The 19,951-nt window shown below is 53.6% G+C and carries 19 protein-coding genes and 1 tRNA gene; 5 read left to right on the forward strand and 15 right to left on the reverse strand.

All coding sequences use genetic code 11. From position 1 onward, the window contains the following. Positions 1-49: 49 nt before the first annotated feature. Positions 50-982: a 50S ribosomal protein L3 N(5)-glutamine methyltransferase gene (gene prmB, locus KW828_RS04440; RefSeq protein ID WP_218335205.1), complete on the reverse strand. Its 933-nt coding sequence runs from the start codon at positions 980-982 to the stop codon at positions 50-52. 167 nt (positions 983-1,149) lie between these two features. Here prmB and smrB point away from each other — a divergent pair, with 167 nt between their 5' ends. Continuing rightward, positions 1,150-1,701 carry an endonuclease SmrB gene (gene smrB, locus KW828_RS04445; protein WP_072567707.1) on the forward strand — a complete coding sequence of 184 codons (552 nt, stop codon included), beginning with the start codon at positions 1,150-1,152 and terminating at the stop codon, positions 1,699-1,701. A 240-nt stretch (positions 1,702-1,941) separates the two neighbouring features. Here smrB and sixA read toward each other — a convergent pair whose 3' ends face one another. The 4 genes from sixA to KW828_RS04465 all read right to left on the reverse strand — a co-directional run bounded on the left by sixA (position 1,942) and on the right by KW828_RS04465 (position 6,546). Beyond that, complete coding sequence (sixA, locus tag KW828_RS04450; RefSeq protein ID WP_218335206.1) at positions 1,942-2,433, reverse strand: phosphohistidine phosphatase SixA; 492 nt, start codon at positions 2,431-2,433, stop codon at positions 1,942-1,944. 199 nt (positions 2,434-2,632) lie between these two features. Next, complete coding sequence (gene fadJ / locus KW828_RS04455; RefSeq protein WP_218335208.1) at positions 2,633-4,789, reverse strand: fatty acid oxidation complex subunit alpha FadJ; 2,157 nt, start codon at positions 4,787-4,789, stop codon at positions 2,633-2,635. Continuing rightward, complete coding sequence (fadI, locus tag KW828_RS04460; protein ID WP_218335210.1) at positions 4,789-6,099, reverse strand: acetyl-CoA C-acyltransferase FadI; 1,311 nt, start codon at positions 6,097-6,099, stop codon at positions 4,789-4,791. The genes fadJ and fadI overlap by 1 nt, the downstream gene beginning before the upstream one ends. A gap of 162 nt (positions 6,100-6,261) precedes the next feature. Beyond that, entirely contained in the window at positions 6,262-6,546 is a 285-nt protein-coding gene (locus KW828_RS04465) for a YfcZ/YiiS family protein (protein WP_218335212.1), read from the reverse strand. A gap of 370 nt (positions 6,547-6,916) precedes the next feature. Between KW828_RS04465 and fadL the strand changes: the two genes are divergently transcribed. Continuing rightward, positions 6,917-8,197, forward strand: coding sequence for a long-chain fatty acid transporter FadL (fadL, locus tag KW828_RS04470; protein ID WP_218335213.1), 1,281 nt, complete (start codon positions 6,917-6,919; stop codon positions 8,195-8,197). A gap of 60 nt (positions 8,198-8,257) precedes the next feature. Here fadL and mlaA read toward each other — a convergent pair whose 3' ends face one another. After that, positions 8,258-9,013, reverse strand: coding sequence for a phospholipid-binding lipoprotein MlaA (gene mlaA, locus KW828_RS04475; protein WP_218335214.1), 756 nt, complete (start codon positions 9,011-9,013; stop codon positions 8,258-8,260). Positions 9,014-9,337: 324 nt separating this feature from the next. On the opposite strand from mlaA, the gene KW828_RS04480 reads away from it, so the two are divergent. Then, on the forward strand, positions 9,338-10,270 hold the full coding sequence (locus tag KW828_RS04480) for a formate/nitrite transporter family protein (RefSeq protein ID WP_218335215.1): 933 nt from the start codon (positions 9,338-9,340) through the stop codon (positions 10,268-10,270). Between the two features lie 75 nt (positions 10,271-10,345). Then, positions 10,346-10,420 (forward strand) — tRNA-Arg (locus KW828_RS04485). 81 nt (positions 10,421-10,501) lie between these two features. Here the strand turns inward: KW828_RS04485 and KW828_RS04490 are convergent. The 8 genes from KW828_RS04490 to KW828_RS04525 all read right to left on the reverse strand — a co-directional run bounded on the left by KW828_RS04490 (position 10,502) and on the right by KW828_RS04525 (position 18,202). Next, positions 10,502-11,512 (reverse strand): SIS domain-containing protein, encoded by a 1,011-nt coding sequence (locus KW828_RS04490; protein WP_218335216.1) that lies wholly within the window; start codon positions 11,510-11,512, stop codon positions 10,502-10,504. 21 nt (positions 11,513-11,533) lie between these two features. Next, the gene (locus tag KW828_RS04495) at positions 11,534-12,598 is read right to left on the reverse strand and encodes an SIS domain-containing protein (RefSeq protein ID WP_218335218.1); all 1,065 of its coding nucleotides are present in this window, start codon (positions 12,596-12,598) and stop codon (positions 11,534-11,536) included. Positions 12,599-12,605: 7 nt separating this feature from the next. Further along, the gene (locus KW828_RS04500) at positions 12,606-13,454 is read right to left on the reverse strand and encodes a PTS system mannose/fructose/sorbose family transporter subunit IID (protein WP_088220083.1); all 849 of its coding nucleotides are present in this window, start codon (positions 13,452-13,454) and stop codon (positions 12,606-12,608) included. Continuing rightward, complete coding sequence (locus tag KW828_RS04505; RefSeq protein ID WP_088220084.1) at positions 13,432-14,211, reverse strand: PTS mannose/fructose/sorbose/N-acetylgalactosamine transporter subunit IIC; 780 nt, start codon at positions 14,209-14,211, stop codon at positions 13,432-13,434. Before KW828_RS04505 ends, KW828_RS04500 begins: the two co-directional genes overlap by 23 nt. Before the next feature lie 17 nt (positions 14,212-14,228). Then, positions 14,229-14,699 (reverse strand): PTS sugar transporter subunit IIB, encoded by a 471-nt coding sequence (locus KW828_RS04510; RefSeq protein WP_218335219.1) that lies wholly within the window; start codon positions 14,697-14,699, stop codon positions 14,229-14,231. 14 nt (positions 14,700-14,713) lie between these two features. Beyond that, entirely contained in the window at positions 14,714-15,136 is a 423-nt protein-coding gene (locus tag KW828_RS04515) for a PTS sugar transporter subunit IIA (RefSeq protein ID WP_218335221.1), read from the reverse strand. 104 nt (positions 15,137-15,240) lie between these two features. Next, the gene (locus KW828_RS04520) at positions 15,241-18,015 is read right to left on the reverse strand and encodes a sigma 54-interacting transcriptional regulator (RefSeq protein ID WP_218335222.1); all 2,775 of its coding nucleotides are present in this window, start codon (positions 18,013-18,015) and stop codon (positions 15,241-15,243) included. Continuing rightward, complete coding sequence (locus KW828_RS04525) at positions 18,008-18,202, reverse strand: hypothetical protein (RefSeq protein ID WP_218335223.1); 195 nt, start codon at positions 18,200-18,202, stop codon at positions 18,008-18,010. Before KW828_RS04525 ends, KW828_RS04520 begins: the two co-directional genes overlap by 8 nt. A 334-nt stretch (positions 18,203-18,536) precedes the next feature. On the opposite strand from KW828_RS04525, the gene ypdK reads away from it, so the two are divergent. Then, entirely contained in the window at positions 18,537-18,608 is a 72-nt protein-coding gene (gene ypdK, locus KW828_RS04530) for a membrane protein YpdK (protein ID WP_099458783.1), read from the forward strand. A gap of 48 nt (positions 18,609-18,656) precedes the next feature. On the opposite strand, the gene alaC is transcribed toward ypdK, so the two are convergent. Next, positions 18,657-19,895: an alanine transaminase gene (gene alaC / locus KW828_RS04535; protein ID WP_218335225.1), complete on the reverse strand. Its 1,239-nt coding sequence runs from the start codon at positions 19,893-19,895 to the stop codon at positions 18,657-18,659. Positions 19,896-19,951: the final 56 nt, after the last annotated feature.

Genomic DNA, 19,951 nt, shown 5'->3' on the forward strand with positions numbered 1-19,951 from the left:
ATGTTGTTGTGTTGATGTGTGGCTTAATGACGCGGCATCGTTGTGCGGCTTAGTCTTTATAAATGCTGAAGTGTTCCCGCGCAGCGACCAGTTGTGCTTTGGTCAACATGAAGACGCCATCACCGCCGTTATCAAACTCCAGCCAGGTGAACGGCACATCCGGGTACTGCTCCATCAGATGTACCATGCTGTTGCCCACTTCACAAATCAGGATGCCGTCATCGGTCAGGTATTCCGGTGCACAGGCCAGGATGCGACGTGTCAGCTTAAGACCGTCACTGCCGGAGGCAAGCCCCAGTTCCGGCTCATGGCGGTATTCGTTCGGCAGATCCGACATGTCTTCTTCATCGACATACGGCGGATTGGTGACGATCAGATCATACTGCACCTTCGGCAGGTCGCGGAACAGATCGGAGCGGATCGGCGTGACGTTGTGGATCAAACCGTGCTCTTCGATGTTGTGCTCAGCCACCGCCAGCGCGTCCGGAGATATGTCCACGGCATCCACTTCCGCTTCCGGGAATTCGTAGGCGCAGGCAATGGCGATACAGCCGCTGCCGGTGCACATGTCGAGAATATGCTGCGGCTGGTGGTTGATCAGCCCCGCGAAACGGCTGGTGATCAGTTCGCCAATCGGCGAGCGCGGCACCAGTACGCGTTCATCGACAAAAAATTCGTGACCGCAGAACCAGGCTTTATTGGTGAGATAGGCCACCGGAATACGTTCGTTGACGCGACGGATCACGCGCTCAACGATGCGGTGGCGTTCGCTGGAGGTCAGGCGCGCGTTGCGCATGTCTTCCGGAATATCCAGCGGCAGGTAGAGCGTCGGCAACACCAGCTGCACAGCTTCATCCCACGGGTTATCGGTGCCGTGCCCATACCAGATATTGGCCGCGCTGAATCGGCTGACCGACCAACGTAACATGTCCTGAATGGTATGCAGCTCACTGACTGCTTCATCGACAAAAATTTTATCCACACTATCCTCCAGGACATGCATTGCTGTAAATTCGGCGGCTAGTTTGCCATGAAGACGCCGATAAATCAGCATTCTCGCGCCAGCCCGGCGGGGAAAAATGCGTTTTGCCTGAACACAGGCCGTATGGAGTCGGGTAAACTGGCGAAAATAAAAGATGAGACCGAAAAATGAAAAAGAAAGCATCGCTAAGCGAGGAGGATCAGGCGCTGTTCCGGCAGTTAATGACAGGCACACGCAAAATCCAGCAGGACACCATTGTTCACCGCCCGCTGCGGAAAAAAGTAACCGAGGTGCCGGTTAAGCGCCTGTTATCGGAACAGGCCGATGCCAGTCACTATTTTTCTGATGAATTTCAGCCGTTGCTCAATACCGACGGCCCGGCAAAGTATGTCCGTCCGGACGTCAGCCATTTTGAATTAAAGAAGATCCGTCGCGGTGATTACTCCCCGGAGCTGTTTCTGGATTTGCACGGTTTGACGCAGATGCAGGCGAAGCAGGAGCTGGGCGCGCTGATCGCCGCCTGCCGCCGCGAACACGTGTTCTGTGCCTGCGTGATGCACGGCCACGGGAAGCATATTCTTAAGCAGCAAACGCCATTGTGGCTGGCGCAGCATCCGCACGTTATGGCTTTTCATCAGGCCCCGAAAGAGTACGGCGGTGATGCCGCGCTGCTGGTGCTGATTGAAGTGGAAGAGTGGCAACCGCCAGAGCTTCCGTAAGGCCGTGCCAGAAACAGGGATGCCCGGCGGCGCGGAGCTTGCCGGGCCTACGTTAATTTGTAGGTCGGGTAAGCGAAGCGCCACCCGACAAAAACTACGATTTCAGGTCGGGTAAGCGAAGCGCCACCCGACAAAATCCACGATTGTAGGTCGGGTAAGCGAAGCGCCACCCGACAAAAGGTCAGCCGCCAGAAACAACAAGAGCCGCATCAGCGGCTCTTTTTACAGGGTCAGGCGGGATCAGATCGCTTTCGCCATCTTCAGATTGCAGGGACTCATTTGCCAGTTAAATACCCCTTTGCCTGCGGTGTCCAGCGTAATGCTGGCGATCGCTGAGGTAGAAAACATCGGCGGTGTCAGGGTCGGGCACAGCTCCGACACCAGGTAGCCTACCAGCGGCAGGTGTGAGATCACCATCACTGAAGAGACACCTTCGTTTGCCAGCGTCTGCAAATACGCGCTGACCATACGGACATCCCCCCCTGGCGTCAGTTCTGGCAGGACGTCGATTTCCACGTCGTCCGGCAGGTTCATACACTCCCCTACCTCGCTCAGCGTCTGTTCGGCACGCAGGTACGGGCTGACCAGTACACGCTCGATATTCACTTTTTGGCTTAATAGCCAGGTTGCCATTTGACGGGACTCATCACAGCCACAAGAAGTCAAAGGGCGAACCGAGTCACTGGCTGCATCCAAAGCAGCGTCGCCGTGACGCATGATAAAAACTTGCATATTGCACCGCTTTTGTTAACCAGAAGCATTGAACCGCCCGAATGAAACAACATGTTTACACCGGAACAGACAATGGCCGGGCATTGTGCCTTATCCATTCGTTGAATGAAACGCTGTGTTTTACATCAATGGCGTAAGTATAGTCAATCACTGTTTATAAAATGACCACCATCGACATATTCAACGACAGATTTACCCTTTACTGACCTGAACTTACAGGATCAGTGTTAATAGCAGGCCAGAACGTTTCGCCCTGCGCCGCCATTTGTAACAAGGATTCACAAGGCGTAAATCGTGGGCCGTACTGAGAAGCCAGGCGTTCCAGCGTCGCCACGATATTCCCCACCCCGCGCGTATCCATATAACGGAATGGACCGCCCAAAAACGGCGGGAACCCGATGCCAAACACCGCGCCGATGTCGCCATCACGCGCGCTGCGGATCACGGACTCATCAAGGCAGCGCGCCGCTTCGTTGAGCATCATCATCACACAGCGTTCCGCAATCTGATCCGCCGACAGTTTTGCCCCGTTTGAAGCGCCAATCAGCGGGTAAATCGCCGGGTCCACATGCTTCTTGCTTGTACGCCCTTTCGCACCGTAAAGATAGAATCCACGACCATTTTTTCTGCCTTTGCGATCGTCATTCAAAATCGCAGCAACGACGTTTGCAGGTGCAGAAAAACGTTCTCCATACGCGCTTTCCAGTACAGGAATAATTTTAGTACCGGTGTCGATTCCCACCTCATCCAAAAGTTGGATTGGGCCGACCGGGAAGCCAAATTTCACCAACGCGCGGTCAATATGATCCACCTGTTCGCCTTCGGTCAGCAAACGCATGGCTTCGTTGATGTACGGGGCCAGAATACGGTTAACGTAAAAACCGGCTTTATCTGCCACTACAATCGGTGTTTTGCCCTGCTTTTTCGCCAGTTTTACCGTGGTGGCAATGGTTCGCTCTGAGGTTTGCGCATGGGCAATCACCTCTACCAGCGGCATTTTTTCCACCGGGCTGAAGAAATGCAGACCGATAATATTTTCCGGGCGCGCCGCTTTCGCGGCAATATCGCCAATCGGCAACGACGAGGTGTTGGACGCAAAAATCGTCTGCGGCGAGCAGTGCTGCTCCACCTCCGCCACCATTTGCTGCTTTAATGCCAGATCTTCGAATACCGCTTCAATGACGACATCACGCCCGGCAAAACCACGGTAATCAGTGGTGCCGGAGATCAGCGCCATGTCGCTGTCACGCTCCTGAGGACGCATATGGCGGCGACGGACTTTTTTATCAAGCTGCTGCCAGCTGTATTGCAGCGCATGGTTAATACCGGCAGGTTTAATATCCTTGATGCGCACCGGCAGCTTGCCTTTACTGGCAGTGACGTAAGCAATACCGCCGCCCATCAGCCCACCGCCCAGAATGCCCACCGCGCGTAAGGGGGCAGGTTCGACGGCGCTGCCAGGGTCTTTTTTAATGTCGGTGCTGGTGAAAAAGATATGTCGTAATGCGCGGGACTGCGGGGTCATCGCCAGCTCGCCAAAGGCGCGGGCTTCTGCCTCGTAGCCGCTGCTGCGACCCTGCGCCAGCCCAGTGTGTACCACCTCCAGAATGCGCGGCGCGGCCGGATAATTGCCGTGTGTTTTCTGCTGCGTCTTTTTCTCCACCATACGAAACAACAAAGTGCGCCCGAGCGGGCCAGCCATGATGCGTTCACGCACCGGTAAACGACGCCCGGTCGGTTTGCCTTTTTTCGCGAGATCCGCTGCGGCTTCCAGCAAAATCGATACCGGCACCACATCGTCCACCAGCCCCACTTTGCGGGCCTGGCGCGGGCGGAGCATTTTACCGGTAAGGATCATCTCAAGCGCCGTACTGACACCAATCAAGCGCGGCAGCCGCTGCGTACCGCCGGAGCCGGGTAACAGGCCGAGCTGCACTTCCGGCAGCCCAAGCTGTGTTTTTGCATCATCTGTACAGACGCGCCCGTGGCAGGCAAGCGCCAGCTCAAGGCCGCCGCCGAGACAGGCACCGTGGATCGCCGCAATCACCGGGATCGGCAGGGCATGAATATCAGCCATCACCTGTTGCCCCTGACGAGCCAGTTCTTCCGCCTCTTTGGCGGTTTTGCAACGGTCGATCATGTTGATGTCTGCCCCAGCGACAAAGTTGTCTTTTTTCGCCGAAATGAACACTACGCCGCGCAGATCTTTGTTTTCGCGGATCTGGCGTAAAATCGCCCGCACCTGAACGCCAAATTCCGCCTTCAGGGTATTCATTTTTTCGCCGGGCACATCGATGGTCACCACGGCGATATTGTCCGGTCGCACGGTCAGGGAAAATGCAGTTGTCATGTCCATTATTCAGCCTCCAGGACCATTGCCGCGCCAAGTCCGCCTGCGGCGCAGGCTGTCACCAGACCAAAACCACCGCCCCGGCGGCGTAATTCATGCAGCGTCTGGGTGATCATGCGCGCACCGGTGGCGGCAAACGGATGACCATAGGCGATGGAGCCGCCCAGTACGTTAAATTTGCTGTCGTCCACTTCCCCGGTGGCATGGCTGCGGCCCAGCACATCGCGGCTGAACTGGTCACTGGCCATCAACTTGAGGTTGGCCAGCGTCTGCGCGGCAAAGGCTTCGTGCATATCAAACAAGGTGAGATCGTTAAGGGTGATACCGGCGCGTTCAAGGGCCAGCGGTGTTGACCAGGCCGGACCGAGCAGCATGTCCTGCTGAACGCCAATGGCGGTAAACGCATAGCTGCGCAGGAAACCAAGCGGGGTCAGCCCCAGTTCCCTGGCGCGGGATTCGGTCATCAGGATCACCGCCGCCGCGCCATCGGTCAGCGGCGTACTGTTGGCTGCTGTGACGCTGCCGTGCTTGCGATCAAACGCCGGTCGCAGTTTGCTGTAATCGGCAAGGGAGGAGTTGTGGCGAATATTATTGTCCTGAACAACCGCATCGCGGTATGGCGGCACGTAAGCCGTCATCACCTCGTCCGCCAGCTTACCCTCAGCCCAGGCCTGCGCCGCAAGCTGATGAGAGCGATGCGCCTGCGCATCCTGTTGCTCGCGACTGATGCCCCAGGTTTTTGCCATCTGCTCGGCGGTATCGCCCATGCGTAAACCGGTGGAGTATTCCGCAACGGCGGGCGGCACAGGGAGTAAATCGCGCGGGCGCAGGCGGGAAAACAGTTTTAGTTTCTGCCCGGCAGTGCGAGCTTTACTGAGATCGAGCAGCGTGCGCGCCAGGGTTTTACTCACCCCAATCGGCAGCACGGAAGTGGAATCGGCCCCACCGGCAATACCGGCGCGAATGGTGCCGGCCATCAGGCTTTCGGCGACGTTCGCCACCGCCTGGAAGCTGGTAGCACAGGCGCGGCTGACGCTGTAGGCATCCGTGTGAATATTCATGCCGGTGCCGAGCACGATCTCGCGAGCAATGTTCGGCGCTTCGGGCATTTGCACCACCTGGCCAAATACCAGTTGTTCAATGACATCAGGCGGAATTTCACTGCGGGCGAGCAGTTCACCCACGACCATTTTCCCGAGGCTAATAGCCGGAATGCCATGAAAAGCAGTAGCCTGGCGGGCAAAAGGGGTACGCAACCCGCTGACAATGGCAATGCGATCGCCCTGACGGGTGACAAGTGGTAATGCCTGACTCATAACACTCCCCTGTAAATAACGTCATGCAAAGTGGTCTGACCTGATTTTAGTCTTAACCTTTTTCTTACATTTAGCCAACCGGCGGAGCGAATTTTTGCGAACTAATACACAGAGATGGTGAAGAAAACGCTCCTGAGGATCAGGAGCGTAATACGGGGGGGATTAACGCAGGCCCAGCTGGAAAATCAGCGTTTCCGCTTCACAGGCAAAAACAAAATCAATATCCAGGCGCACACCCTCAGCAACCTCGGTAAAGGTGGACGTGATCTGGCAAGGGTCTGACTCCACGCTGCGCGCTTTTTCCGTTAACGCAGCAAGCGTTGCTTCTGCATCAGCTCGGGTGGTAAATACGCGGCTGTAAGAGGCGGTGCAGTCGGTATTATCCATAATGGTGCCTACATCTATACAGCAGCAAACCGGGGTTTCATCAGCACTGCATTTACTCATTGTAGATTTCCTCTGTATTTGCACTCTCGGTGCCATAAACGATGTGGTTATTTTACGCGCCCCGCAATAGTGGCTCCAGTCGATAATGTCACAATTGCCAAATAGTGACCGTTATCACAGCTTAAAATGATCTAAAACAAAATTCGCCCTTTCTCATGACTGTAACAGAGGGCAAATTTGCCACCTGGATCGCGTTTCGAAGATCACAATTGAAAAAACTTATAAACAACCTTGCAACAATCCTGCTGGTCAGACCTATAATTCCGCCACTGGTCTGATTTGTAAGTCGTACCTCAGACCCTACACTTCGCGCTCCTGTTACGGCACGTAACAATCAATGCATAAAAATAAATCGGATGAGGTTATGGTCATGAGCCAGAAAACCCTGTTTACCAAATCTGCACTCGCAGTTGCAGTGGCAATTGTCTCTACACAAGCCTGGTCTGCGGGCTTCCAGTTAAACGAATTCTCTTCCTCTGGCCTTGGCCGCGCTTATTCTGGCGAAGGTGCTATTGCAGATGATGCAGGGAACGTCTCCCGTAACCCTGCGTTAATTACCTTATTCGATCGCCCGTCGTTTTCCGGCGGCGCCATTTATATTGATCCAGACGTGGACATTTCAGGTCGTTCGCCTTATAGCGGTCGTAGTCTTGACGCGGATAATATTGCGCCAACGGCATGGGTGCCTAACCTCCATTTCGTCGCGCCGATTAATGAACAATTTGGCTGGGGCGCATCGGTTACGTCTAATTATGGCCTGGCGACCGAGTTTAATGACAACTACATCGCTGGCGAATACGGCGGTAAAACCGATTTAAAAACGATGAACCTTAACCTCAGCGGCGCATATCGCTTAAATGACAACTGGAGTTTTGGTCTTGGCTTTGATGCGGTTTATGCCGACGCGAAAATTGAGCGTTATGCTGGCGAACAAAGCGCGCTGCTGCCAAAAAACAGTTCTAAAATCGCCAGCCTTAAAGGCGACGAATGGGGCTTTGGCTGGAATGCCGGTATTCTTTACGAGCTGGATAAAAATAACCGTTATGGCTTTACCTACCGCTCTGAAGTGAAAGTCGACTTTGATGGCGACTATAAAAGCGGCATCAGTCCTCTGGTTAATGGCTTACCTGGCGCGGGCACAGCTTTCCCTTCCGGTACGGCTGGTCAGACGATCCCAGGTTCGCTCAGTCTGCATCTGCCTGAAATGTGGGAGCTGTCCGGTTATAACCGTGTCGCGCCACAATGGGCGGTGCACTACAGCATCGCTTACACCAGCTGGAGCCAGTTCCAGGAGCTGAAAGCGACCGGCAAAAACGGTCAGACGCTGTTCTATAAGGAAGAAGGCTTCAGGGATTCCTACCGCCTGGCGCTGGGCACGACCTATTACATGGATGATAACTGGACCTTCCGCACCGGTATCGCCTATGACGACAGCCCGGTTCCGGCTGGCAAACGTTCTATTTCCATTCCGGATCAAGACCGTCTGTGGCTGAGCGCCGGTACCACTTACGCCTTCAATGAAAATGCGTCGGTTGATGTGGGTGCGTCTTATATGCACGGCCAGAAAGTTACCGTTAATGAAGGCCCGTATACCTTTAAGTCAGAAGGTAAAGCCTGGCTGTTCGGTACTAACTTTAACTACGCATTCTGATAAATCCGTCATATAAAAAAGGTGAACCCAGGTTCACCTTTTTTATTGCCTGCGTTGGGATTACTCAGAATCAATATCTTTTAAATCATCCTGAATAGCCTGCGCGTTGGGGTTTTCGTCAGGTTTTAACTGACCGCCGTTGGCAATAAAATCGTGACGCTGGAAATAGGCTTCGCGTACCAGAATATAAGGATCGGACGACTGGCGCAGCAAACCGTCGGAATCCAGCAACTGTGCACGGGACTCGATACCTTCTACCGTCCATTTGCCGACCGAGAGCGGCCACGTCAGCCATGAGAGCACCGGATAGAGCGTATCCGCCATATCGCCGCCATCTTCACGCAGGGTAAAGCTGCCATAGAACGGCAATTGCACATACGGGCCGTAACCCACGCCATAATGCCCCAGCGTGCTCCCGAAACGGTGCGGCTCAATACGCTGCAGTTTTTCGTTGGATAATCCTGCGACGTCGATAAAGCCCCCCATCCCCAACAAGGTATTCAGGAAGAAGCGGGTAAAGTGCACCATACCTTTATAGGGATCACCCTGCAGGAAGAAGTTCACCATAATGGCGGGCTCTTCCAGGTTACTGGTGAAGTTGCTTAACCCGTTACGCGCAGGCTGCGGTACATAATCACGCCAGCCGACGGCAATCGGCCGCAGCACATAAGGATCCAGCACGTTAAAGTTGAAGTTATACATGGTGCGGTTGAATCCTTCGAACGGATCCGAGCGCCCCTGTTGCTGCTCACCAGAACTGGCGCAGCCGAACAATAATGTCGTACCCAGCGCGAGCGCCGACAGGCGATATTTCATGGATGTCTCCCTGTAATAAATGGTCATCGCAAAATGTCATCCGTGACGGATAAACGCGCAGCGCTCAGGTTCCGCCTGGAATACGCAAGAGATTGTATCAGCACGTTTAACGATGTGCACGTCAGCGGCAGCATGACCTGTCATGCATTCAGCATAGCTGGTCTTTATCTTCTCGTTTCGCCTTCAATGTTATACGCACTCTTAAATCCTGTTATCACCTTTTTTGCCCTTAACATAATTTAGGAAGAAGCCCGCTGCTTTAGCGCATAAAGCCGCTACGCTTATTGTCATGATCCCTGGAAAGATGAAGCAAAGATGGACGAAATGAAACACGAAAAAATTGATGAGCACACTGACGACATCGAAGTTGAAAGTGAGGAAAAGGATCGCGGCGAGAAAATCGAAGTGGATGAGGAGCATTTGCCTTCACGAGCGATGGCAATACATGAGCATATTCGTCAGGACGGGGAAAAAGAGCTGGAGCGGGATGCGATGGCGCTGTTGTGGTCAGCCATCGCGGCGGGTCTGTCGATGGGGGCATCGCTGCTGGCGAAAGGCATTTTCCATGTGCAGTTTGAAGGCATTCCCGGCGGCTTTGTGCTGGAGAACCTCGGCTACACCTTCGGTTTTATTATTGTGATCATGGCTCGCCAGCAACTCTTCACCGAGAACACCGTCACCGCCGTACTGCCATTTATGCATAATCCGACGTGGCGCAACGGCGGTCTGCTGATGCGACTGTGGGGTGTGGTGCTGTTAGGTAACTTGATCGGCACCGCGATAGTTGCCTGCGCGTTTGGCTATATGCCGGTGTTTGACGATCCAACGCGCGATGCCTTTGTGAAAATAGGCATGGACGTGATGAAAAACTCCCCCCTGGAGATGTTTGCCAATGCCATTATTTCCGGCTGGCTGATCGCCACGATGGTATGGATGTTTCCTTCTGCCGGCTCCGCCAAAATCGTAGTGATCATTCTGATGACCTGGCTTATTGCGCTGGGCGATACCACGCATATTGTGGTCGGTGCGGTGGAGATTTTTTATCTGGTGTTTACCGGTTCACTGCACTGGAGTGAATTCCTCTGGCCATTCGCCCTGCCAACGCTCGCCGGAAATATCTGCGGCGGGACGTTTATCTTTGCCCTGTTAAGCCATGCGCAGATCCGTAACGACATGAGCAACAAGCGTAAGGCTGAAGCTAAAGCGCTGGCCGACGAAGCGAAAAAGCAGAGTAAATCACAGGAGAATAACGCTTAAGTGGCGACACTTTGAGCATTCAGGCGGTCACGCGCTTAACGCAGTGTTGAAATGACGCTATACTCGTGCCGCCTTGTCCCCTTAGTTAAATGGATATAACGAGCCCCTCCTAAGGGCTAGTTGCAGGTTCGATTCCTGCAGGGGACACCAGAATTCTCGGCTGAAATATCCCAATACGATTGTCCGATTTTCAGCAAAAAGGCTGCCCTCCGGCAGCCTTTTTCACTTTCATCAATATTCAAACTGCCGGTAATAGCGGCGAATATCCAGACTGTGTCCGGTGTAATGCTCGAAGTGAGCGGCCAGACGGTCTACCAGCAGAGTGGAGGCGACGCAGGGCGCCATGATCCAGCGGAATTCATCGTCGATACCAGTAAGGGTATAGTCCCGCGGATCGATGACCACCAGGTTGTCGGTGATTTTACGGGCAAAAGCCTCAATACGATCGTCAAGCGGTCGGCACTTCCCTTCCCCTTTAACCAGAAACAGCGGGACGTCTTTTTCAAGCAATTCCAGCGTACCGTGGAAAAACTCCGCAGAACTGACGGACTTGGTGCGTTTCCACTGCATCTCTTCCAGAATACACATTGAGAACAGATAGACTTCACCCCACATTTCCGCGCCACCAATCCACATCATATAATCGGCGGTATGGTAACGATGGGCGATCTCATCGGCGCGCTCGTTAAACTGGCATTTGGCCTGCAACAGGTTTTCCGGCAGTAACTCCAGCTGACTGGCGAAACGGTCATAACCGTCAAATTCGCCATTACGCGCCACCAGACGGAAAAACAGCCAGTACAACAGCATATACTCATATTCCACACCGTTTTTATGCTGCATCGGAATATGCCAGGTGGCCGCGGCGCCAAGCGGCGAATCGGCGTTTTTGGTAATAGCCACGACGCGGATGCCCTGTGCTTTACACCATTCGGCAATGGCGACCGATTCTTTGGTATCCCCCGATTTGGAAAGGGTGATCACCACCGATTCTTTGGTGAGTTTTTTATTTCCCTTACAGAGTAACTCTGCTGCCTGCTCGGTATAAACCGGCAGCGCAGTCATCTCTTTGGCAAATTCTTGCATCGCCATCATCGGCGCCAGCGAACCCCCTACCGAGGCGAAAAAAATATTATTAAAACCTGCGGCATGTATATTATCCGCAACCTGTTCAGCCGTTTTACGCGCAGCAATGATGTCACGAGCACTGGTCAGGTACTCGTCCTGATTAAAACCTAACATAGCTATTCTCCAGATAAGGAATTAAATTTTGCTTTTAAGCACCTTGTCGAAATCGTCAAATATACGCACGCTTAAATCGATGCCTTTAACCGTGGCAATATGGAATGCGAGTAGCTGGAATGGCACAATCAATAATAAAGGCGCGAAGTGATGATTTAAGGAATAATTCAGCGCCAGTGTCTGGGGATCGTTATTTTCAGCCGCCAGTGTGACGGTAAATACCGCATCCACGGCGGGCTGCATATAATCCCGTAATGCACGGGTGCGCGCATGTACACTGTCCTCAATAAAAAACAGCGTATGGCTGGCGCTGGCTTCCAGATAGGGGCCGTGCATATAGGCTTCCAGTTCGAAACCGCTGGAAGGCAGGCGCACGGTTTCCGTGAACTTGGTTTCAAACTCTTTTGCCACCCCGGTCAGCGCGCCATAGCCCGTCGCCACAAAACGCGCAGCCTGGATAAAGTGCTGCTGGTGACGGGTAAAAAAAGCGTCTGTTTTATCGATCACATCAGGTATTGCCAGCGCAGCCTGTTTAAGGCTCGCGAGTGTGCTGGTGCGTTCGTCCTGTGCAAGCTGCCCGCGGTGTTCAGCCACCAGCAGTGCGATAAGCAGCAGGTTCAGCACGGTGGCGCTAAAGCCGCGCGTGACAAAGCCGACACTTTCGATTCCGGTATTAATATCCAATATGCCGTCCGCCTGCACCGCGGCCGGACTGTGCGGACTGGAGGTCAGGCAATATACCGGAATATCCAGCGCCTGCACTTTTTTCATCGCCTCAAGCGTAGAGGCACTTTTACCGCTCTGGGAGACCGCGATAACTACATCGGTTGTCGGATCGACACGTTCGTAATGGGTGAAGTTATAGGGTTCCTTCACATCTACCAGAATACCGAAATGGCTTTCGAAATAATAACGAGCGCACAATACTGCATTCCATGACGATCCCGTCGCGAGGATCAATACTTTATTTACTGGCCTTGAAGCCAGATGCGAAATTAATGGCGCGAGCTTCTCAGGATATTCCTGGAGTATTCGCGTGAGCGTCTCCGGTTCCTGATCGATATAATCCAGCATGGTTGACATCATTTTCTCCTCAGAATAACCCAATCCACGATCCCGCTATACCGACCACGGCCATGCCGCCCAGAATGGCTAACGGTTTCACTTTGCGGCCCAGCAGCCAGTAGACAATACCGAAGCTCAGCAATGGCAACAGCGCAGGCATGATGTCGTTGATGATGTCCTGCACATGAGTTTTCGCCTCGCCGGTACCAAAGGTCAGCGGAATGGTGATATTAATCATCGAGGCGGTCATCGCCCCCACCACCATCAACCCGATAATGGAGGCACCATAAGTCAGGCTTTCCATCATGCCGCTCTTCTGGATGCGTTGCAGTACGCCGGTACCCAGCACATAGCCCCAGCGGGTAAACAGATAGCGTGCCGCCAGATGCGGAACGTTAAATACCAGCAGGAAAAGAATTGGCCCCAGAATGCTGCCCTTCAGCGCCAGGCTGGTGCCAATTCCGGTGGCGATCAGCCGCAGGGTTCCCCAGAAGAAGGAGTCGCCCAGCCCGGCAAGTGGTCCCATCAGCGAGGCTTTCACGCTATCGACGGACGCCGCGTCCATACCTTTCGCACTGCTGTTTTTCTCCTCCATCGCCGCCGTGATGCCGAGGATCAACGTGACGATATGCGGCGTGGTATTAAAGAACACCAGATGCCGTTTGAGCGCCCCAGCCAGATCCTCTTTACGGGGATAGAGTTTTTTCAGTACCGGGATCATGGCGTAGACAAAGGCAAGGTTCATCTGCCGCTCATAGTTCCAGGAGAACTCCATCTGGAATGACCGCCAGAATACGCTGCGCAGTTCTTTGCTGGTTATGGTGTGTGTGGCGTCATCGGCCACCTGAGTTTCCTCAGAAATCGTCTTCATCGTCATTCTGGACTCCTTGCGCCGCCGTCGGACGGGGGGAATTAAATTGCATCACGTTTACCATCACCACGGCGGTAATGGCCCCGAGAATGGCAATGCCGGTCACCGGGATCTTCAGATAGGCCATCAGCACAAATCCGAGGAAGAAATAAGGGGCTACCTTTTTGTTGATCAGCAGACGAGCCAGCATCGCGAAGCCCAGCGCCGGAATAATGCCCGTCGCGACGCTTAGCCCGTGTTTGATGAACTCCGGAATGGCATCCAGCAGGCTTTTCACCGCGCCACTGCCCACCATAAAGGAGACGGTCACCACGGTTGCCAGCATCAGCGACAGACCAAAACCGGCGATCAGGTGCATTCGCTCAATCCCGCGCGTGTCGGCCCGATCGGCATAAGCATCGGCCTTCTGATTGAGGGTTGGGATGAAAAGGCCGAGGTAGATATTTTTAAGCACCAGCGTCAGGGTGGCGATGGGCAACCCAAGCAGCAGCGCGGTTTCAGTCCCGGCCCCTGAGGTGATGGCAAAGGCGACGCCAAGGATGCCGCCGGTCACTACATCCGGTGGAATAGAGGCCCCCACCGAGAACGAACCGATAAATGCCAGTTCAAGCGTCGCCCCCATAATGACGCCGGTTTGCACATCGCCTAATACCAGCCCGGTCAGTAAACCGGTCACAATCGGGCGGGAAAGTAAGGATGTGCCCAGGGCATATTCAGACTGGGCAATAAAGGCCACCAGTCCGAGCAATAATGCTTCTAACATAATGCGTTCCTCGTCATTCAAAGACAGTCAGTGAATAACAGTTTTCTGTCATTAGGCACCTGCCGGATTTCCACTTCCGTACCTGCTTTAACCAGTTCATTCAGCATTGTCACCTCTTCAGGCAGGACATTTATTGCTTTCGAAATATTCTGGCTCCCCTCTTTGGCTTTAATACCGCCAAGATTAATACTTTTAATTTCTGGTACCGCACCGGCCAGCCGCCAGGCGTCTTCAACAGATTCCACAACGATGAATAATTTATATTTATCGGTGACGCCGCTTTTGATAGCGGCAATGGCATCATCAATGTTTTTCATGACCAGCTTAACGGCGGGCGGTTTTGCCAGTTTGATGGTGGTCTTGCGCAATTCGTCATGCATAACCGCATCGTTGGCGATAAGAATGCAGTCTGCGCCGATATATTGCGTCCAGGAAAAAGCAACCTGTCCATGCAGTAAACGGTGGTCAACTCGCAGGAGTGTTATCATTTTTCGATCCTCGCTTAAAAATCTTTATCTGCCACCTGCGCAGCATCAAGCGTCTGGTTGCAATACTGGATGCTGTGCCGGGCATTCGTCAGGGAGTCGGTAATAAGGGCTGGCAGCGCCTCGTCCTGAGGGGCGATCAGCATTTCGATAATTAGCGGTAAATTAAGCCCGGCAATAAGATGAAAACCGGGGCGCGAAATAAAGCGAATAAATTCGTTATTGACGCTGCCAGCGAAAATATCGGTGATGACCACCAGTTCATCTTCGGCCGGAAAGGAATTAATAAGATGATTGACCTGCTCGGTCAGGTCTTCGCCTTCGTCAATATAGGCACAGAGTGTATGGATATTATTTTGTCTGCCGAGGATCAGCTCGACTGAATTGAGAATGCCACTGGCAAAGGTACCGTGGCTGGCAAAAATATAGTGTCGTTTCATCCTGACCTCAAAAAAAAATTCCACCTGTTGAAACAGGTATTGCAACCGCCGTGCCAGAAATAGTGGCACGGCGGTCAGGTGGAATTATCAGGTGCAGAAAAACGTCAAAACTCTTGATCGTACTGAAGAAATTCTGTTTCCAGATGCAGAAGATCGTGAATGTAAAACAGCTCCGCTTCGGGAATATGGACACTATAACTCGCCTCAATGACACTGATGGCCTCGCGCAGCGCCGGAAGGTGTTGGCGTTGACACTGTGCGCGATGCCCGGCGTAGTTGTGGATCGCCGCCTGGCGGATCAGACGTTCAATAAGACAGCTAACGTGGATATAGAGCGCGACCTTACGGTCGTTCGGCACGGCAATCGCCGTCAGATGCTGGTAGCGCGTGAGAAAGGCTTCAACCTGATTGATGACTTTGCTGGTATCGAGAATGGTGACCGACTCAATTACCCGGCGCAGGGAGAAGTTTTTCACGATCCGTTCGTTAATCTGCATCACGTCGGCGGGGCTGATAAGGGTGCCGAACAGCGCCATCAATGTTTCTTTACCCTGACCGGAAATCAGCGTATCCAGCGAAATCCATGGCACATCAGGAATGCGGGGATCGAGGGTGCCAATCAGCGCCAGCACGTCAAAGCGGGAAAAGATCGGCTCGCGCCGTTTATTCGCCGCCAGAATGTCGTACTCATAGGCTACGACGTCTATACCCAGCTCCTGCGGAATGCTCGCTTTCAGCAAGCTGCTTAAATTGCTGGCCGCGCCAATCCCCGTTGCGCAGGTGGTAATGATCGCTTTTGGTTTGTTCCGTTCCGGCCAGATGATTTTATGCTCCACCGGCAGATCGGCGGCGATGTCACTGGCGATGGTTTCCAGATAATCGCCCTGTAAAATGCGCTCGCCCACGTACAGCGCCATGCGCGTGGAGACGTTATTAATGATCACCACTGGCATCGTCACCTGTCGGCTGAAATAGTGATGGATGTCGTTAAGGGAGCCCATATCCACCAGGATCACCAGACTGCTGGCCAGCGCATTACGCTCCACGTACTGCGTTACCTGCTGGGCAATGGCCTCCGGCGTGACGTCGAGCGGCATATCAAAGGATTCATAGACGGTCTGCTTCAGTAGCCGATTGGCGACGTTGGCAATACTGCTGGCGGTCGCATAACCGTGGGCGAGGATCACCGCTTTGGTGACCAGCTGACTACTCTGCACACCGCTTTTGTTCAGCCACAGCAGCAGCAAAATACGGTCCATGGTCTGAATGCGCAGATCAAGCCTGCGGGCCAGCGAGACCAGAACTTCTTCGCAAAACAAATACAGTAGCGGGTATTTTTGTTCTAAAAAACGATCGAGCTGTTTGCACATCTCGGCGTTCAGCCGCGAGCGTTCACTGGTGGACCGATGCATCAGATAATGCCCGATGGCGTAGATGCCGTTACCGTTAAACTGGATGTTGTAACTTTTCTCCAGTCGATAAAATTCCTCCCGCACCTGGCTGGTCACCAGCATCAGCATTTGCGAACTGGTTTTGTCCTCGTTATCAAAGATCAGGCGGTCAAACAGATTTTCAATTTCATGGCCGATGCGCTGCTCAATATCATCCCACGGCTGTTGCGTCGTACGGTATTTTTCAAACAGCGTCAGTACGCTGAGCTGCGCATCATGGATGAGCATTCGCCCGACATCCTGCGCCTGAAGCAGCCACGGCAGACGGGTGTTTTCATCCAGTACGATGTCTTCCCCCTGCCCGGCTGTTGTGTCGCTGAGCGCGGGCAACTGCGCCATCACCGGCTCCGGCAGATCATGGATGGTCACCTGCAACACCTGCCCGTGACTTTGCCGTGCAAACGCAGACGCCACCACGTATTTAATGACGTTTTTCAGCTCACCGACGTTTCCCCGGAAGACATAATGCGTCAGCACGGAAAGCAGACGCGGGCTGATACGTAATGCCAGCCCCACCTTTTTCGCCTCTAGCCAGAAAAATTGCAGGATCAGCGCCTCCTTCTCTTTACGGCTGCGGCTTTCCAGATCCGGCAATACCACCTGAATGGGAATACGACGAATAAAGGTGGTCAGAAAGGTGCTGTGAATATCTTCGGTAGTGGCGAAGATGAGCCGCACGGCAACGCGATGCCCGCTGGCCGTCTCCCCCAGACGATAAATTTCACCCCGATCGAGCCAGGTGAAAAGCTTTTCCTGCCCTTCCGCATGCAGGCGGTGTACTTCATCCAGAAACAGGATCCCGCCATCCGCGGCCTCAAAGGCACCGGCTTTATCGCTGGTCGCCCCGGTAAAAGCCCCTTTGACGTAGCCAAACAAGTTGGCGGCGAGCAGCTCTGGATTGCTGGCGTACTGGGCGCAGTTCAGGGTGACAAAAGGCGCGTCGGCATCAATAAGCCCGTGAGCGATGGCATAGCCGTGCATCAGGTTCGCCAGATAACTTTTGCCGGTACCGCTGTCGCCGGTGATCAGCAGCGGCAGGCCGCCGTCCGGATAAAACAGCGCGGTTTTGAGCTGCTCGATGGGCTTTTTAAGAGAGCCTTCATGACCGATGAGCAGGGAAAAGTGATCCTGTTGTACGCGCTCGCCGTCGTTTTCCGCCAGCAGTTCGCCGAGGCTGGCAAACTCCGTGCGCGACAGCGGATAAAACTGTTGCTCAAAACTGGCCTTATGCAGGAAGTAGACCGGACGGGTATTGATTTTTATCAGCACGCCCTCTGCCACCAGTTGATTGAGATAGTGGCTGGCGGTATTACGCTGTAGCCCAAAACGCTGCGCCAGATGACGGGCAGTGAAAATCTCGCTGACGTCATGCGGATCAAAAAAATCAGTCTGGTTGATTAAAAAGGTGAGCAAAACGTCTTTACGCATGGGGCGTTCCTTTTACAGCGCTGTACTTATCAGGCGCTATCATGCCGTGAAAGGCTGCGATGACGGGGAAAAGGCCGGAAAGGTTTTTTGTTTTTGTGGGCAATCGCACAAAATGTGTTGTCACTTTTTTGTCACTTATAGCTAACGCCACGCTAAGGTCGATCAGAAAAAACGAGACACCGCTCACAATTTAACCTTATAAATCAAGCAGGAAAAAGGGCGTTTTCATTAAGGCAAATGGCGTCGCTCAAGCGGGATTTATTGCGCCAGGAAATTAAAGTGTCGTCGTTCCCCGACACAACCTAAGTAACGGAAAGTATTTAAGAAAATGCCGCTTGTTTCCCTGATTTATTAAGCGTACATTAGCGCCGTCTGGTGTGATTCACACCTGAATTCTGAGGTGCTGCCGCCGCTCTAAACGAGATTATTCTCATTTTGACTCAGGCGCGGCGTCACCTCTCTATACTCAGTCCTGTCTTGTTCATGATTGCATACCGATGTGTATGCGGAGCGATGAAAAAGTGAAATATTTCTTTATGGGCATTTCGGTAATGGTCATTGTATGGGCCGGCACTTTTGCCCTGATGATCTGAGCAACGTTCATACAAAAAAACAGGAGCCATTTTGGCTCCTGTTTTTGTTTATTCCGCCTCTTCGGTCAGCGGTCTGGCAGTGGAAGGAAGTAGCCCGTCGGCACGGAACATCGCTTTAATGCCCCGTATGGCCTGACGGATACGATCCCGGTTCTCAATCAGCGCAAAGCGCACATGGGTATCACCGTAATCACCGAAACCAATCCCCGGCGATACGCATACCTTCGCCTCGTTCAGCAGCTTCTTGGCAAACTCCAGCGAGCCCATTGCCGCGTACTGTTCAGGGATCTTCGCCCACACGTACATCGAGGCTTTCGGCATTTCCACCATCCAACCCGCTTCGTGCAGCCCTTTCACCAGTACATCACGACGACGTTTGTACTGCGCGGCAATGTCCTTCACGCACTGCTGATCGCCTTCCAGCGCGGCAATCGCCGCCACCTGTAACGGCGTAAAAGTGCCGTAATCGTGGTAACTCTTGATACGCGCCAGCGCGTTCACCAGCACAGAATTCCCCACCATGAAACCAATACGCCAGCCGGCCATATTGTAGCTTTTCGACAGGGTAAAAAATTCGACCGCCACATCGCGCGCGCCCGGCACCTGCATGATGGACGGCGCTTTCCAGCCGTCATAAACAATGTCGGCATAAGCCAGATCATGCACCACCAGCACGTCATAACGCTTCGCCAGCGCCACCACTTTTTCGAAGAACTCCAGCTCAACGCATTGCGCGGTCGGGTTCGACGGAAAACCGAGGATCATCATTTTCGGCTTGGGATAGCTTTCGCGGATAGCGCGCTCCAGCTCATTGAAGAAGTCCACGCCCTCCACCAGCGGCACAGAACGCACCTGCGCCCCGGCGATCACCGCGCCATAAATATGGATCGGGTAGCTGGGATTAGGCACCAGCACGGTATCGCCATGATCGAGCGTGGCCAGCATCAGGTGCGCCAGCCCCTCTTTTGAGCCGATGGTAACGATGGCTTCCGTTTCCGGATCAATATCCACCTCATAGCGATCCTGGTACCAGCGCGAAATCGCGCGGCGCAGACGCGGAATGCCGCGGGAGGTGGAATAACCGTGCGTATCCGGGCGCTGCGCCACGGTGCAAAGTTTTTCGACGATATGCGGCGGCGTTGGGCCGTCGGGGTTGCCCATACTGAAATCGATAATATCTTCACCGCGACGACGCGCGGCCATTTTCAGTTCAGCGGTAATGTTAAAAACATAAGGGGGAAGACGTTCGATGCGCGTAAAGCGGCGTACTGGACTGGAGTCAGCCATAGATTCCTCGATGTAACGTTAGCGCCCGGACCGTCCGAGCGACGTTGCCACTGCGT

This window comes from Enterobacter sp. ENT03 (assembly GCF_019218745.1).
Taxonomy (GTDB): Bacteria; Pseudomonadota; Gammaproteobacteria; order Enterobacterales; family Enterobacteriaceae; genus Enterobacter_D.

What these genes read in the sequence shown, in the direction of transcription:
- smrB (WP_072567707.1), top strand. Translation starts at nt 1,150, where the DNA reads ATGAAAAAGAAAGCATCGCTAAGCGAGGAGGATCAGGCGCTGTTCCGG.
- KW828_RS04500 (WP_088220083.1), bottom strand. Translation starts at nt 13,454, where the DNA reads ATGACGATGAAGACGATTTCTGAGGAAACTCAGGTGGCCGATGACGCC.
- sixA (WP_218335206.1), bottom strand. Translation starts at nt 2,433, where the DNA reads ATGCAAGTTTTTATCATGCGTCACGGCGACGCTGCTTTGGATGCAGCC.
- KW828_RS04465 (WP_218335212.1), bottom strand. Translation starts at nt 6,546, where the DNA reads ATGAGTAAATGCAGTGCTGATGAAACCCCGGTTTGCTGCTGTATAGAT.
- fadL (WP_218335213.1), top strand. Translation starts at nt 6,917, where the DNA reads ATGAGCCAGAAAACCCTGTTTACCAAATCTGCACTCGCAGTTGCAGTG.
- mlaA (WP_218335214.1), bottom strand. Translation starts at nt 9,013, where the DNA reads ATGAAATATCGCCTGTCGGCGCTCGCGCTGGGTACGACATTATTGTTC.
- KW828_RS04520 (WP_218335222.1), bottom strand. Translation starts at nt 18,015, where the DNA reads ATGCGTAAAGACGTTTTGCTCACCTTTTTAATCAACCAGACTGATTTT.
- KW828_RS04510 (WP_218335219.1), bottom strand. Translation starts at nt 14,699, where the DNA reads ATGATAACACTCCTGCGAGTTGACCACCGTTTACTGCATGGACAGGTT.
- KW828_RS04505 (WP_088220084.1), bottom strand. Translation starts at nt 14,211, where the DNA reads ATGTTAGAAGCATTATTGCTCGGACTGGTGGCCTTTATTGCCCAGTCT.
- fadI (WP_218335210.1), bottom strand. Translation starts at nt 6,099, where the DNA reads ATGAGTCAGGCATTACCACTTGTCACCCGTCAGGGCGATCGCATTGCC.
- KW828_RS04515 (WP_218335221.1), bottom strand. Translation starts at nt 15,136, where the DNA reads ATGAAACGACACTATATTTTTGCCAGCCACGGTACCTTTGCCAGTGGC.
- KW828_RS04490 (WP_218335216.1), bottom strand. Translation starts at nt 11,512, where the DNA reads ATGTTAGGTTTTAATCAGGACGAGTACCTGACCAGTGCTCGTGACATC.
- KW828_RS04495 (WP_218335218.1), bottom strand. Translation starts at nt 12,598, where the DNA reads ATGATGTCAACCATGCTGGATTATATCGATCAGGAACCGGAGACGCTC.
- alaC (WP_218335225.1), bottom strand. Translation starts at nt 19,895, where the DNA reads ATGGCTGACTCCAGTCCAGTACGCCGCTTTACGCGCATCGAACGTCTT.
- fadJ (WP_218335208.1), bottom strand. Translation starts at nt 4,789, where the DNA reads ATGGACATGACAACTGCATTTTCCCTGACCGTGCGACCGGACAATATC.
- KW828_RS04480 (WP_218335215.1), top strand. Translation starts at nt 9,338, where the DNA reads ATGAAACACGAAAAAATTGATGAGCACACTGACGACATCGAAGTTGAA.